Here is a 13752-nt window from a genome sequence, read left to right as displayed (position 1 = left end):
TGGCGCGCTCACTCTGCCGCCACGGCCATCCCGCTGCCAGCCTTGGTCCGAAAATCCTCCCAGGTAGTTGAATGACGGACACAGCCATCCCCCGCTCTCAGGCAGAAACCTGCAAACGTGGTCCCAGGATCATGTTCTATAGCCACGATACGTTCGGGCTAGGTCATCTGCGCCGGTCGCGCGCGCTTGCCGGGGCGATTACGGCGGCCAACTCCAACGCTTCGGCGCTGATCCTTACCGGCTCTCCGGTTGCAGGCCGGTTCTCCTTCCCTTCCCGGGTCGATCATGTGCGCCTGCCTGGTGTGATCAAGCGCTCAGATGGGTCCTACGCTTCGCGTACCATGGGTATGAGTATCGAGGAAACAGCCGAGCTGCGGGCAGCTTTGATCCGCTCAACCGTTGAGCAATACGATCCTGACGTGCTGGTCGCCGACAAGGAGCCTACCGGTTTTCGCGGCGAGCTGATGCCAGCCCTGGACCTTCTGAAATCGCAGGGGAACTGCAAGATGGTGCTCGGCTTGCGGGATGTGCTGGATGAGCCGGAAGTGCTGGCCGCAGAATGGGAACGCAAGCACGCGGTCGAAGCAACCCGTGATTTCTACGATGAAATCTGGGTTTACGGCCCTCAATCTGTGTATGATCCAACCGCCGGACTGCCATTCACTGCAGAGATGCAAGCCCGTATGCACTGGACTGGCTACCTGCGCCGCGATCTTGGTCAGGTCGGAGAACCGCCCGAGCAGCCTTACCTGCTGGTAACGCCAGGCGGTGGTGGCGACGGCGAGATGATGGTGGATCTGGTGTTGTCGGCATATGAAGCCGACCCGTGCCTCTCGCCGCGTGCGGTTCTGGTCTATGGCCCCTTTCTGTCCGGCGAAACCCGGCAGGATTTTGAGGAGCGCGTCGCCCGGCTGAATGGCCGCGTCACCGCCGTTGGCTTTGAATCTCAAATTGAGACTTTGTTTGCCGGCGCTCAGGGCGTGGTCTGCATGGGGGGGTACAACACGTTTTGCGAGGTTCTGTCTTTTGACAAGCCTGCAGTTATCGTGCCTCGCACCACCCCTAGGCTGGAGCAATGGATACGCGCCAGCCGGGCAGAAGAGATCGGCCTGACAACCATGCTGGATGAGTTTCGGGATGGCTGGACCGCGCCAGCACTGGCCAAGGCAATCCGAGCACTGGCTACCCAGCCGCCACCCTCTGCCGCTGGTTCCGAAGGTCTGCTGGACGGTCTCGATTATGTGACCCAGCGCGTTACAGCGCTGCTTCAGGAAACCCGCAAAGAGGCCGCCGAATGAACACTGCCCGCCCGCCCCTTGCAGTGGTGGTAAAGGGCTGGCCGCGCCTGTCCGAGACCTTTATCGCGCAAGAACTGGTTGCCCTCGAGGCCGCTGGCCATGCTTTTGAGATATGGTCATTGCGCCATCCCACGGACATCAAGAGCCATCCCTTGCATGCACAGCTGAAGGCGCGTGTAAATTACCTGCCTGAGTATCTGCATGAAGAACCGGTCCGGGTCTGGCGCGCACGCGAAATTGCTCAGCAGTTGCCTGGATACTTCGAGGCCTACCGCATTTGGCGTGCGGACTTGCGCCGTGACGCGACGCCTAACCGTATACGCCGTTTTGGCCAGGCTTGTGTTTTGGCGGCAGAGATGCCGGAGGAGGTACTAGGCCTCTACGCGCATTTCCTGCACACCCCATCATCAGTGGCTCGCTACGCAGCAATCATGCGGGACCTTCCGTGGAGCTTTTCTGCCCATGCCAAGGACATCTGGACCTCACCAGAGTGGGAAATCCAGGAGAAGCTCTCCGCAGCCCATCACGGCGCTGAATTTGGTGCCACATGCACTGGCTTCGGCGCCAAGCATCTGCAGGAATTGGCGGATACACCTGATCGTATTGATTTGGTCTATCACGGGCTGGACCTGACCCGTTTTCCAGCACCGCCTGCGCGCAGGCCGCGCCGGCCTCAAGACCCCATGCGCTTCATGTCTGTAGGCCGCTTGGTGGAAAAAAAGGGGTTCGACCGCCTGATTGCCGCACTGGCTTTGCTGCCGGCAGGCCTTGACTGGCACTGGACTCATATCGGTGGCGGCGGGCTGGGTGACCTTTTGCAAGGTATGGCTGAAGATGCAGGCATTGCCGATCGTATCACCTGGCGCGGTGCCTGCGACCAGCCAGAAGTGATTGAGGCAATGCGTTCATCTGACCTGTTCGTACTGCCCAGCCGGGTGGCAGCCGACGGTGACCGGGACGGGCTCCCGAACGTGCTGATGGAGGCGGCTTCGCAGGCTCTGCCGATCCTGTCGACCCCTGTTTCAGCGATCCCGGAGTTCATAGACCATGGGATCCACGGGCTTTTGAGCGCAGACAGCCCTGAGGCGCTGGCAGAGAGTCTGCTCTCTGCTGCGCGGCACCCACAGAAACTGGCAGAAATGGCCCAGTCCGCTTTGGCCCGTTTGCGCAGCGATTTCGGGATGGATCCTGGAATTGCCCAGCTTTCGAAACGGCTGAACTCTATGCTGCAGAACGGCTGACCTCGATGATGCCGGGATCCGGAAAGCGGGTTGCCTTCTACGCGCCGATGAAGCCGCCGCACCATCGTGTTCCCTCCGGCGATCGCGAGATTGCACGCAATCTGATGGCTCTGTTTAAATCCAACGGCGCAAAGGTGCAGCTTGCATCGGACCTTCGGATCTATGACAAACACGGCGACAGGGAGCAGCAATCTGCTCTGCGCGCAAATGCGGAAGGCGAAATCCGCCGTTTGATTGAAGAAATGCCTGAAGCTGACCTCTGGGTCACGTATCACAACTACTACAAAGCCCCTGACCTGATTGGCCCGGTGATGGCGCGCGCCCGGGGCATCCCGTATGTGCAGATCGAATCCACACGCGCCCAAAAGCGTTTGACCAGCCCCTGGGCCGAGTTCGCCAAAGCGGCCCATGCGGCGGCTGATGCCGCAGATGCAATCTTTTATTTCACCGAACAGGACCGGTTTGCGCTGGATCGTGACCGGCACGGGCACCAGATCATCACTTGCCTGCCCCCCTTCCTTCCACTTAACGGGCTACCGGCCCCGTCTTCCCTGGACGGACCCATTCTGGCAGCGGGCATGATGCGCCGGGGCGACAAACTGGCTTCATATGGTATCATTGCAGAAACACTTGCCCACCTGCCCGGTGATTGGCATCTGGATATTGCAGGCGACGGCCCGGCCCGGGCTGAGGTTGAGATTCTGATGGCCCCCTTCTCAGAAAGGGTCCGCTACCTGGGCCAACTCTCCCGCACGGAATTGGCCGCGGCCTATGCACAGGCGAGCTTGTTTCTGTGGCCCGGTGTCAATGAAGCCTTTGGCATGGTGTATCTGGAGGCCCAAGCCCATGGGCTGCCAGTTGCCGCTCAGGACCGTCCCGGCGTGCGGGATGTATTGCTGCCCAAGGCCTACCCGGCTCCGGAAGCAGGCGCACAAGCTCTCGCATCCTTTGCCACCCAGCTGCTTGCAAACCCCGAGCTGCGTTCAGAAACTGCCAAGGATGCCCGCGACTATATTTCAACCAACCACCTTGCTCCCGCCGCCGCCCGGACATTTTGGAAGACTGTTTTGCCGCTGATGGACCTCTCCGCATGATACGGCTTGCTCTATTGCGCCACGGGCATACCGCCTGGAACCGCGCCGGCCGCATCCAAGGCCGCAGTGACATACCGCTGGACGATGCGGCCCGGACAGAGCTGGGCAGCCACACCTTGCCAGAGGATTGGCGGCAGGCAGAGCTTTGGTCCAGTCCACTGGCACGTGCAGCGGAAACGGCCCTGCTCGTCACCGGACACAAACCACGAACAGCGTCTGAACTCATCGAGATGAACTGGGGGGATTGGGAAGGGCTCCGTGGTTTGGATCTAAAAGCTGCTCCGGGCAGCGTCTTTCGCGATATCGAAGAATGGGGCTGGAATTACCGTCCGCCTGGAGGAGAGAGCCCGGCGGAAGTCTGGTCCAGAATCGAACCTTGGCTTTACGCACTGAAACAGGATGCTGTTGCTGTTTGCCATATCGGTATCATGCGAATGATCCTGGCACGGGCGCACGGCTGGAATTTCGATGGCCCCGCCCCATTCCGCATCAAACGGAACCGCCTGTTTGTAATCGAGGTTATCGGTCGAGACCTTCGTCCCTGGCCAGACCCGGTTCGGCTGCTTAGCAAGGCATCCTCATGAAAGTTTTGATTGCCGTCACACATCTGCTGGGTACCGGCCACTTGTCCAGGGCTATCACACTGGCCCGGGCTTTCATCGAAGCGGGCCACCGGGTGCAGGTCGCCTCAGGCGGTTTCCCGGCACTGCAGCTCACAACTGACGGGGTTGAGTTGCTTCAGCTGCCTCCGTTGCGCTCCGACGGGGTGGACTTCACCCGCCTCCTGGCAGAAAACAACACGCTGGCTGATGAAGCATATTTGTTACAACGTCAGACAGCCATTTGCACTGCACTGCGGAACTTGCAACCCGACGTGCTGATCACAGAGCTTTACCCTTTTGGCCGACGCTCCCTGCGAAGGGAATTCCAAGCTCTGCTTGAAACTGCCAAAACACTGCCTCGGCGGCCGGTGATCCTGTCTTCTATCCGCGACATCCTCTCCCCTCCGTCAAAACCGGAGAAAGCGGCAAAGGCCGACGCAGTGATCGCTAAATACTTTGATGCTGTGCTGGTTCATTCCGACCCCGCAGCCACACGGCTCAACGCGAGCTGGCCGGTCTCTAAAATGCTGGCAGCCAAGCTGCGTTACACGGGTTATGTGGCCCCAGCCACCGCTGGCCCCCACCCGGATCAGGCAGGCGCTGGCGAAGTGCTGGTGAGCGCTGGGGGCGGCAGCGTGGGGACACCGCTCTATCGCTGCGCCCTAGAGGCCGCTAGGCTGATGCCCGGCACGCCGTGGCGATTGCTCGTTGGCGGCTCGGATGCCGACGTTCGCATTGCAGAGTTTTCCACGGCCAGGTCCCCCGCTCTGCTGGAGCCTGCCCGTCATGACTTCCGCCAGATGCTTTCCCACGCCGCGGCTTCAGTCAGCATGTGCGGCTACAATACTGCATTGGATATTTTGCAAGTCGGCACGCCTGCTGTTCTAGTGCCCTTCGACGCTGGAAACGAAACAGAACAGGGCCTGCGCGCGGCCAGTCTCGCACCACTGAAGGGCATAGAGGTTCTTGAAACTGCAAACCTTTCTCCTGAATCGCTATGCGCAGCAGTCAAGGCGGCAATGCAAGCACCGCCGCGGCTCGCAGGCGGTTTCAGGTTTGACGGGGCAGCCCGGACCGTGGAGATTGCCGCTGAACTTGCGGGAGGGCGCGAATGACACCGGATTGGAGCGAGCTGGACCGGGAACTGGACCACTGGCAGCAGGCAGGGCTGAGGCTGCCCCTGTGGTGGCGGGACGATGATGCAATGTCCCATTCTTCTGAACTGGAACGGCTGGCAGCGCTTTCGGATCACCTCGACCTGCCGGTGCATTTGGCCGTGGTTCCACAAGGCGCGACACCGGATCTGGCCCGTTTCATCGCAGAGCATCCAACACTCGTCCCGGTCGTCCACGGTTGGGCCCACCAGAACCATGCACCGGCTGGAGAAAAAAAGGCCGAGTTCGGTGCGCACCGCCCTCTGGAAGAACTGCTGGATGATGCCGAGCGCGGCTTGGCGGCGATGCAAAACTTGTTTGGCGGCTGCTTGCGCCCAATGTTTGTTCCGCCGTGGAACCGGATTTCTGCGGAAATGCTGACTTGGCTGGCAGGAGCCGGTTATACAGCTGTATCAACATTCACCCCCCGCAAGGCTGCCAAACCCGCTTCCGGCCTGTTGCGGGTGAACACTCATCTGGATCCGGTCGACTGGAAAGGCCGCCGCGGCTTGCTGCCAGTTGATCGGTTGACCACACAGGTGGCCCGCCAGCTGCGCGACCGCCGCATGGGAGATGCCGACAATGCGGAACCCTATGGGCTCCTCACCCACCATCTGGTCCATGATGAGGCAACTTGGTCTTTCATCGGTGCGCTCGCAAAGCGCCTGCTTCACGGCCCGGGCGAGGCTTGGATCTATGATGAAAGGATGTCCTGAATGAGCCGTCTCGATTCCATGCTGCGTCGTCTGACCGCCCAGCGCGACGGATTGAACTGGGCCGCGGAACTGATAAATCCGGTCCAAGGCGATGTTCTGGATATGGGGCTCGGCAACGGGCGCACCTATGACCACTTGCGCAAAATCATGAGTGACCGCCGGATCTGGGTGATTGACCGGATCCTGCAATGCCATCCGTCTTGCGTCCCACCGGAAGAGGACTTTCTTCAGGGCGAAGCCAGACCGATGCTGGAGCAGCTTGCGGCAGGCGGTCACAAGATTGCTCTCGCACACTATGACTTCGGCTTTGGTGTCAAGGAAAAGGACGTTGCCGAAGCTGCCGCACTCTCGCCTGTGATTGGTCAAGTCATGGTCCCTGGCGGGATTATCGTTTCCGGCCAGCCGCTGACGGGCTTTGAACAGTTGAGCGGCCCCGACGGCATCCCTGCCGGGCGCTATATGTTTTACCGGGCTGGCTGAACACTGACTTCGCGGGGCTCCGGCTCACAGCATCTACGCCACCCGCAGCCCTCGGGTCCAGACACCACGTATAGCAGGCGCTCCCGCCTGCATGCTGAACCTGATCAGGTCAGCACGTTTGCCTGTTTCCAGCCGCCCCCGGTCATCAAGTCCGACTGCGGCAGCAGGAGCATGCGTGACTGTGCCCAACCCACGTGCCAAATCACCCCATAGCTCGCCCAATTTGACCGCAGACATTAGCAGCGCGGCAGGCACATAATCGGACGAAAGAATGTCCAGCAATTCCAGGTTCGCCAATTCATGCGCAGCAACGTTGCCTGAATGCGATCCGCCGCGGATCAAGTTCGGTGCACCCATCATCACCTTGATGCCTTGCACCCGGCACGCCTGCGCAGCCTCAACCGTCGTTGGAAATTCAGCAAGCCGGATCCCATGGCCGGCGGAAACCGCCACCTGTGCCGCTGTTGTATCATCGTGGCTTGCCAGCACCGCGCCAAACCGCTTGGCCGCCGCGACAGCCTCCGCTTCGTGCAACGCGCCATAAGTTTCCTGCAGCTCCATCAGATGCGCCACATGCGACTGAAAGGCTGCATCGTCAAACCCGTGTTTGCCTTTTACATACTGCTCCAGCTTGGCGAGGTCGCGAAACTGTCGCTGGCCCGGCGTGTGATCCATGAGAGAGACCAGCCTGACCCGGTCTTCTTCTCCGAAGGCATTCAGTTCTTCCACCAGTGTATCAGTGCATATCTCTGCCCGAAGGTGCAGGAAGTGCGAGATCTTCAGCGCGTTGGCAGCGCGCAACTCCAGAAGCTCAGAAGCCAGCTGCCGGGCATATGCGCCATAACGGCTTTCCCGGCGGCTTATTGATCCAACGCGCATAGCGTCAAACACCGTGGTGATGCCGGTCCCCGCCAGCTCCGCGTCATGAGCAATAATGGCACTGGCAAGCGGCCAGTCCACCTTCGGGCGCGGCTGTATATGGCGTTCCAAGTTGTCCGTGTGCAGTTCCACCAGGCCAGGGCTAACAAAATCCCCTTGGCAATCCATAGCGCCCGCCGGGACCGATGCTCCGTCGGAGATGTCTGCTATCACACCACCTGTAACTTTCACACTGCCGGTCCGGACTTCGCCCGGAAGTACCAGAGCAGCATTGGCAAGGATCATCTCTTCTGTCATCTGGACTTCACATCTTTCAAGCTATGGAAGGCCACGTTTAGGAGGCCAATGTGACATTCACGCGATACGCGATCTATTACGCTCCGCCCGCCGATGCGGAATGGAGCCGGTTTGCAGCCAGCTGGCTTGGATGGGATATCAAGACGGGCAAGCGCCTGCCGCATCCGGACATGGCAGGGCTGGACATTGACGCGATCACGGAAGTGCCGCGAAAATACGGGCTTCACGCGACGTTGAAGCCGCCGATGCGCCTGGCCGAAGGTCAGACACAGGCTGCGCTTGAAATCGCCTGTGAAGCCTTTGCGGCTTCTCAGAAGCCTGTCAGCTTTGACGGCCTTCACTTGGCACGCCTTGGCCGTTTCCTCGCATTGCGTCCTACCGGTGACCAGTCGTCCGTGAACACGCTCGCAGCAAACTGCGTGACTGAACTCGACAGGTTTCGAGCGCCGCTGTCCACGGCAGATCTGGACCGCCGCCGTGCCGCTGGCCTGGCGCCGGAGCAGGAGGAGAACCTCATGCGCTGGGGCTACCCGTATGTTCTCAGCCAGTTCCGTTTTCATATTACGCTGACAGGAAAGCTGCCCAAACCAGAACTGCCCGCAGTGGAGGCCGCACTGAACAAACGCCTGATCCCACTTCTGCCTGCGCCTCTTGTGATCGGAGATATCGCGCTGACGGGCGAAGCGCCGGATGGCAGGTTTCACCTCATCCATCGCTATGCGCTCTCCGGCTGAACAACGGCCAGCGCAGCGTTCACCGCGGCACTCAGCGTCCCGCTGTTGTCGATCTGATGAACCCGGCGCAAGCCTGCAGGCAGCGGCTTCATCGCGCGAGCCAAACGCCTCTGCACTTCCTCTTCGCTCTCTCTTCTGCGAGCAGCAAGGCGCGCGGCCAGCACCTGCGGGCGTGCAGTCACCGAAAGCACGATGAAATGGCCGAACTTTTCCTGCGCCTCCAGCAACACGGCGCGGGACAAGTTTACCAGTACACCAGCTGCTCCTTCACGCAGGTCTTCGATGTCACGGGGGATACCGTAGTGGAGGCCATGCGCCTGCCAGTGCAGAGAAAAGACACCAGCTCCGGCGAGGGCAGAGAACTCCGCTTCTGATACTGCCTGATAGTCCTCGCCTCCGGCTTCGGGTGCTCGCGTGATCACCCGGCGCAACACGCGCAGTTGCGGGACTGAGACTGCCAGAGCGGACATGAGACTGTCCTTTCCGACACCTGACGGTCCGACCACTGCTATGACCGGACCTTTTGAAGCCCCCTTGCTCATGCCATGGCCTTCGGTGAAAAGCCGGAGACGTCCACGAACCGGTCGCATACCGTTTCGCGCGCAGCTTCATCATGGAAAATGCCTATAATGGCCGCCCCCCGTGCCTTGGCGGCCTTGATCAGGCCCAGAACAGTAGCCCGGTTTTGCGCATCAAGGCTGGCCGTTGGCTCATCCAGCAGCATCGCAGGATAATCGAAAGCAAAGCCTCGGGCGATATTCACCCGCTGCTGTTCGCCGCCGGAAAAGGTCGTTGGGCTAAGGCCCCAAAGCCGTTCCGGGATGTTAAGCTGTGCCAGCAATGAGGCTGCCTTGTCACGAGCTTGGCCCACGGGAGCTCCAACCGCCAGCAAGGGCTCTGCTACGACATCCAGAGTCGGCACTCGCGGAACGACACGCAAGAACTGGCTGACATATCCCAGGGTTTCGCGGCGCAAGGCCAGGATTTCGCGCGGCTCGGCGTTGGCCACATCGACACCACCAACCACGACGCTGCCAGAGGCGGCTAGATAGTTGCCATAGATCACACGCATCAGCGTGGATTTGCCCGCACCGGATACTCCAGTCAGCCCGACACATTCTCCGGGTTTCACACACAGTGTTGCATTTTGCATCACCGGGATCACTGCGCTGCCCTGGTTGTGCAAGATGAAGCTCTTGCTTACGTTGTTCAGTTCAATCATGATCCTGCCCTCAGACTTGCAGCACGCTGGAAACCAGCAGTTGGGTATAACTGTGCTGGGGATCGTCCAGTACTTGGTCGGTCAGCCCGGTTTCCACCACACGGCCATCTTTCATCACCATCAGCCGGTCTGCCAGCAACCGCACCACGGCCAGGTCATGGGTGACGATAATGGCGCTCAGCCCCATTTCCCGCACCAGCCCGCGCAAGAGGTCGAGGAGGCGCGCCTGGACAGAGACATCCAGCCCGCCAGTTGGTTCGTCCATGAAAACCAGCCGCGGGCCGGTGACGAGGTTGCGGGCAATCTGCAGACGTTGCTGCATGCCGCCAGAGAATGCGGAAGGGCGATCATCAATCCGGTTTTCGCTGATCTCGACCCGACCAAGCCAGTCAGCTGCCCGTTCCCGGATTGCGCCGTAATGGCGGTCGCCCACTGCCATCAGCCGCTCGCCAATATTGCCACCAGCCGAAACCGACATCCGCAAACCGTCGCGGGCGTGCTGGTGGACAAAGGCCCAGTCTGTTCGCGACAGCATCCGCCGCTCCGCTTCGGACATGGTTACTGTATCCACTGGCCCGTCCGCGCGTGTGTCAAAGATTACTTCGCCGAAATCCGGGACCAAATGTCCTGCCAGGCTGTTCAGCAGCGTCGATTTTCCCGACCCGCTTTCGCCCACAATTCCCATGACTTCGCCTGGGTACAAATCAAATGTCACATCCGTGCAGCCGATCCGTGCGCCATAAAGTTTCTTGACGTTTTTCACTTGCAGCAAAGGTGTCATCACACGGCCTCCTCACCCAGACGGCCGGAATGGCCCGCTTCACGCCGCGACCGGCAGTAATCAGTATCCGAGCAAACAAACATCCGGCTGCCTGCATCATCCAGAATGACCTCGTCCAGGTAGCTGTCCACTGCCCCGCAGAGATCACAAGGATGATCAGCCTTGCTGGCCTCAAACGGATAATCCTCAAAGTCCAGAGAGACGACCCGGGTATAGGGCGGCAGCGCATAAATACGTTGCTCGCGGCCCGCGCCGAACAGCTGGATTGCTGCCATTTCCATTTTGGGATTGTCGAATTTGGGGATCGGTGAAGGATCCATTACATAGCGCCCCTCCACCTTGACCGGATAGGCATAGGCGGTGGCGATGGCCCCGTGCTGGCTGATATCCTCATACAACTTCACATGCATCAGCCCGTACTCCTCAAGCGCATGCATCTTACGGGTTTCGGTTTCCCGCGGCTCCAGGAAGCGCAGCGGCTCCGGGATCGGCACTTGGTAGACTAGAATCTGATCCTCGGTCAGTTCTGCCTCAGGGATCCTATGACGGGTCTGGATAACGCTGGCCTTCGCGGTTTCCTCAGTGGTTGCAATGCCTGCCGTCTTTTCAAAAAATTTGCGGATTGAAACCGCGTTGGTGGTGTCATCGGCCCCCTGGTCGATCACTTTGAGCGTGTCGTCCGGGGTCAGCGTGGCGGCTGAGACCTGCACGCCGCCGGTGCCCCAGCCATAAGGCATCGGCATCTCGCGGCTGGCAAAGGGCACTTGATAGCCCGGCACCGCCAACCCTTTCAGGATTGCCCGGCGGATCATCCGCTTGGTCTGCTCGTCGAGATATGCGAAGTTGTAGCTGGTGCTCATTGGGTAGCCCCCCTCTCACATGGAGACATATGATGAGTGACTATTGGCCACTCTTGGTTTTCGCGGTGATCGCCGTTGTGGTTGCCTGGCCTTCGAAGAAAAAGCTCCGAAGGCTCCCAACCAGCGCCGCTACAGGCGCGATTCCAGGTGGAGGTGACGAAGTCATCCGCCGGAGTGATGGCTTCGATGGCGGTGACTGCGTCGGAGGCGGGGGCGACTGAAGTCATTCCACTGCCTCGCGTCGCAGCTTGCGGACAAGTTCCAGCTCAGACTGAAAATCCACGTAGTGCGGCAGCTTGATGTGCTCCAGAAATCCCGTAGCTTGAATATTGTCTGAGTGGCTCAGGACAAACTCCTCATCCTGCGCAGGTGCCCCCAGATTGTCCTCACCTAACTCTTCCCAACGCAGCGCCCGGTCGACCAGTGCCATGGCGATCGATTTGCGCTCGGACTGGCCAAAGACCAGGCCATAGCCGCGGGTGAACTGCGGCGGCACCGTTTTGGAACCCTTGAACTGGTTCACCGTCTCGCACTCGGTCAGCTCCACCTCTCCTATTTCAATGGCAAAACCCAACTCCGGGATCTCCATTTCCACCGGAACGGTGCCGATGCGCAGCTCTCCGACAAAGGCATGGTTGCGCGCATATCCGCGTTGAGTGGAGTAAGCCATGCCGAGGATAAACCCCTCGTCGCCACGGGTCAGCGATTGCAGACGCACTGCCCTGCCCGCGGGAAAGGCCATCGGTTCGCGTGTCAGATCGCCCGGCACCTCGTCCGAAAACGCCTCACGCTCGATAATGTCCTCCCCCTGCAGAAAGGCTGTGATGTGCGGCGTGGTTTCCATCCGCGGCTCGGCAGCCGGGGCTTCGGGAACGTCGCCTTCGGCGGCAAGTTTGAAATCCAGCAAACGGTGGGTGTAGTCGAATGTTGGCCCCAGCACCTGGCCGCCCGGCGCATCCTTGAACGTCGCCGAAATCCGCCGGTCGCAGGCCATCTCGCTGGTTTTTACAGGCCTTGAGGAACCGAACCGCGGCAAAGTAGTGCGATAGGCGCGGACCAGGAAAATGGCCTCGATCAGATCACCTCGCGCCTGTTTGATTGCCAGGGCGGCAAGATCGGGATCATACAAAGACCCTTCAGCCATCACCCTGTTTACCGCAAGGCTTAGCTGCTCGCGGATCTGCGCAAGAGAAAGCTCCGCAACATTGGTGTCACCCCGGCGTTCTTCGGCAAGCCAGGCATGGGCGTTTTCGATGGCGCGCTCGCCGCCTTTAACTGCAACATACATCGCTTAGGCCTCCGCTATGACTTGGGTGGACCGCGGCAAGGCCGAAACCTGCGATCCAAAAGTGAAGAAGAAGTCCAGTCCCAGCGGAAACAAGGCTGCGTTAGCTTGAAGCGCGGCAAGTTCGGGCACCTGCATGCGAGCCATTTCTTTGATCCCCGGACCGCTTAGCGCCGCATTCGCCACATCCAGGCTGTGCATTTCGACAATCAGCGTGGCCGAGCGGTCAGGATACTCTACCGTCCCTATGCGAAAGCGGCTGAGCGGCTGCAAGTGCTGCCACCCGCCCAAAGCAAAATCCGCCTGCCCTGCGTCAACGACCGGCGCGCCGGTGTGAAAGGCCAGCCAGCCACGCAGGGCCTCGCTGTCCACATCAGGCGCCAGATACACGCCGGTTTCCGGGTCGCAAAGGGTCAGCAAAAGGCTGCCTGCAGCCACTGAAACCCCTTCTGGAGGCGTTGCCCCTGAAATTTCCTGCACCTGACCGGGGCGGGCCATTGCATTCATCGCCGCTCGGAAAGCATGCGCGGCGGCGACCTGCGGATTGCCAAAACCGCCTGAGAAAACTGTGCTACGGGATTGCTGATCCATCAATCATCTCCCCGCACCATCGTGAAAAACTCAACCTTTGTTGCTGCAGCCTTGGACGCGCGGGCCGCCTTCTGCGCCTGCCGCGCTTGCGCCAGCGGCATCAGCACAGCCTCATTCAAGGCTTCAGCAGCACCCGTCTGCATCAGCGCATCTATCTTGGCTGCAATCTCCGCCTTCGCCTTGCAGCGGCCCTGCACATAGCTATGGCCAACCGTACCGTCCGCCAGCGAAAGAGCGCATCGGGTGACGGTCATTTCGCCCAAATTAAAAGGGGCACCAGTACTGCCCATTCGGCCGCGAACCATGATTCCGCCAACTTCGGGAGCGCGGAGGAACTCACAATCCGGGTCCAACCCGAAATCTTGCCACAGCTCAGTCAGCCGGACTTCTTCAGCGGAGGCCAGAAGGCTCATCCAGCCTTTGCGATCCTCTGCAGGAAAATTGGTGTTCATTTGTCTAAGCCTCTTGGCAAAGTTGTCCACAATATCTATACAACTATACAAATTCTACCCAATTCC

16 protein-coding genes are annotated in these 13752 nt (G+C 60.0%); 8 read left to right on the top strand and 8 right to left on the bottom strand.

All coding sequences use genetic code 11. The features are described 5' to 3' along the window. The first annotated feature begins 71 nt into the window (after window positions 1–71). From K3725_RS03530 to K3725_RS03500, 7 genes are read left to right on the top strand one after another with little or no spacing between them, the layout of a single operon-like run. Window positions 72–1298 (top strand): glycosyltransferase family protein, encoded by a 1227-nt coding sequence (locus tag K3725_RS03530; protein ID WP_260017483.1) that lies wholly within the window; start codon window positions 72–74, stop codon window positions 1296–1298. Continuing rightward, window positions 1295–2539: a glycosyltransferase family 4 protein gene (locus tag K3725_RS03525; protein ID WP_260017482.1), complete on the top strand. Its 1245-nt coding sequence runs from the start codon at window positions 1295–1297 to the stop codon at window positions 2537–2539. The genes K3725_RS03530 and K3725_RS03525 overlap by 4 nt, the downstream gene beginning before the upstream one ends. 47 nt (window positions 2540–2586) lie before the next feature. Further along, complete coding sequence (locus K3725_RS03520) at window positions 2587–3633, top strand: glycosyltransferase family 4 protein (protein ID WP_260017481.1); 1047 nt, start codon at window positions 2587–2589, stop codon at window positions 3631–3633. Further along, window positions 3630–4217, top strand: coding sequence for a histidine phosphatase family protein (locus tag K3725_RS03515; protein ID WP_260017480.1), 588 nt, complete (start codon window positions 3630–3632; stop codon window positions 4215–4217). The genes K3725_RS03520 and K3725_RS03515 overlap by 4 nt, the downstream gene beginning before the upstream one ends. Continuing rightward, window positions 4214–5350 (top strand): glycosyltransferase family protein, encoded by a 1137-nt coding sequence (locus tag K3725_RS03510; protein ID WP_260017479.1) that lies wholly within the window; start codon window positions 4214–4216, stop codon window positions 5348–5350. The genes K3725_RS03515 and K3725_RS03510 overlap by 4 nt, the downstream gene beginning before the upstream one ends. Continuing rightward, window positions 5347–6105, top strand: coding sequence for a polysaccharide deacetylase family protein (locus tag K3725_RS03505; protein ID WP_260017478.1), 759 nt, complete (start codon window positions 5347–5349; stop codon window positions 6103–6105). Before K3725_RS03510 ends, K3725_RS03505 begins: the two co-directional genes overlap by 4 nt. Next, window positions 6106–6585 (top strand): class I SAM-dependent methyltransferase, encoded by a 480-nt coding sequence (locus K3725_RS03500; protein ID WP_260017477.1) that lies wholly within the window; start codon window positions 6106–6108, stop codon window positions 6583–6585. 33 nt (window positions 6586–6618) lie between these two features. Here K3725_RS03500 and K3725_RS03495 read toward each other — a convergent pair whose 3' ends face one another. Beyond that, window positions 6619–7761: an alpha-D-ribose 1-methylphosphonate 5-triphosphate diphosphatase gene (locus K3725_RS03495; protein WP_260017476.1), complete on the bottom strand. Its 1143-nt coding sequence runs from the start codon at window positions 7759–7761 to the stop codon at window positions 6619–6621. A 50-nt stretch (window positions 7762–7811) separates the two neighbouring features. Between K3725_RS03495 and K3725_RS03490 the strand changes: the two genes are divergently transcribed. Continuing rightward, window positions 7812–8495 carry a DUF1045 domain-containing protein gene (locus tag K3725_RS03490; protein ID WP_260017475.1) on the top strand — a complete coding sequence of 228 codons (684 nt, stop codon included), beginning with the start codon at window positions 7812–7814 and terminating at the stop codon, window positions 8493–8495. On the opposite strand, the gene phnN is transcribed toward K3725_RS03490, so the two are convergent. The 7 genes from phnN to phnG all read right to left on the bottom strand — a co-directional run bounded on the left by phnN (window position 8477) and on the right by phnG (window position 13686). Further along, complete coding sequence (gene phnN / locus K3725_RS03485; RefSeq protein ID WP_260017474.1) at window positions 8477–9037, bottom strand: phosphonate metabolism protein/1,5-bisphosphokinase (PRPP-forming) PhnN; 561 nt, start codon at window positions 9035–9037, stop codon at window positions 8477–8479. The genes K3725_RS03490 and phnN overlap by 19 nt on opposite strands. Beyond that, window positions 9034–9717, bottom strand: coding sequence for a phosphonate C-P lyase system protein PhnL (phnL, locus tag K3725_RS03480; protein ID WP_260017473.1), 684 nt, complete (start codon window positions 9715–9717; stop codon window positions 9034–9036). Before phnL ends, phnN begins: the two co-directional genes overlap by 4 nt. Before the next feature lie 10 nt (window positions 9718–9727). Then, a complete protein-coding gene (phnK, locus tag K3725_RS03475) occupies window positions 9728–10498 on the bottom strand; it encodes a phosphonate C-P lyase system protein PhnK (protein ID WP_260017472.1) in 771 nt (256 codons plus the stop codon). Further along, entirely contained in the window at window positions 10498–11358 is an 861-nt protein-coding gene (locus K3725_RS03470) for an alpha-D-ribose 1-methylphosphonate 5-phosphate C-P-lyase PhnJ (RefSeq protein WP_260017471.1), read from the bottom strand. Before K3725_RS03470 ends, phnK begins: the two co-directional genes overlap by 1 nt. Before the next feature lie 223 nt (window positions 11359–11581). Then, complete coding sequence (locus K3725_RS03465) at window positions 11582–12646, bottom strand: carbon-phosphorus lyase complex subunit PhnI (protein WP_260017470.1); 1065 nt, start codon at window positions 12644–12646, stop codon at window positions 11582–11584. A 3-nt stretch (window positions 12647–12649) separates the two neighbouring features. After that, entirely contained in the window at window positions 12650–13234 is a 585-nt protein-coding gene (phnH, locus tag K3725_RS03460) for a phosphonate C-P lyase system protein PhnH (protein WP_260017469.1), read from the bottom strand. Further along, window positions 13234–13686, bottom strand: a complete 453-nt coding sequence (phnG, locus tag K3725_RS03455) for a phosphonate C-P lyase system protein PhnG (RefSeq protein ID WP_260017468.1) — start codon at window positions 13684–13686, stop codon at window positions 13234–13236. The genes phnH and phnG overlap by 1 nt, the downstream gene beginning before the upstream one ends. Between the last annotated feature and the right edge of the window lie 66 nt (window positions 13687–13752).

The sequence above is a fragment of the Leisingera sp. S132 genome, from assembly GCF_025144465.1.
Taxonomy (GTDB): Bacteria; Pseudomonadota; Alphaproteobacteria; order Rhodobacterales; family Rhodobacteraceae; genus Leisingera.
Note: the sequence above shows the minus strand (reverse complement) of the source record. Positions and strands in the feature narration are given on the sequence as shown.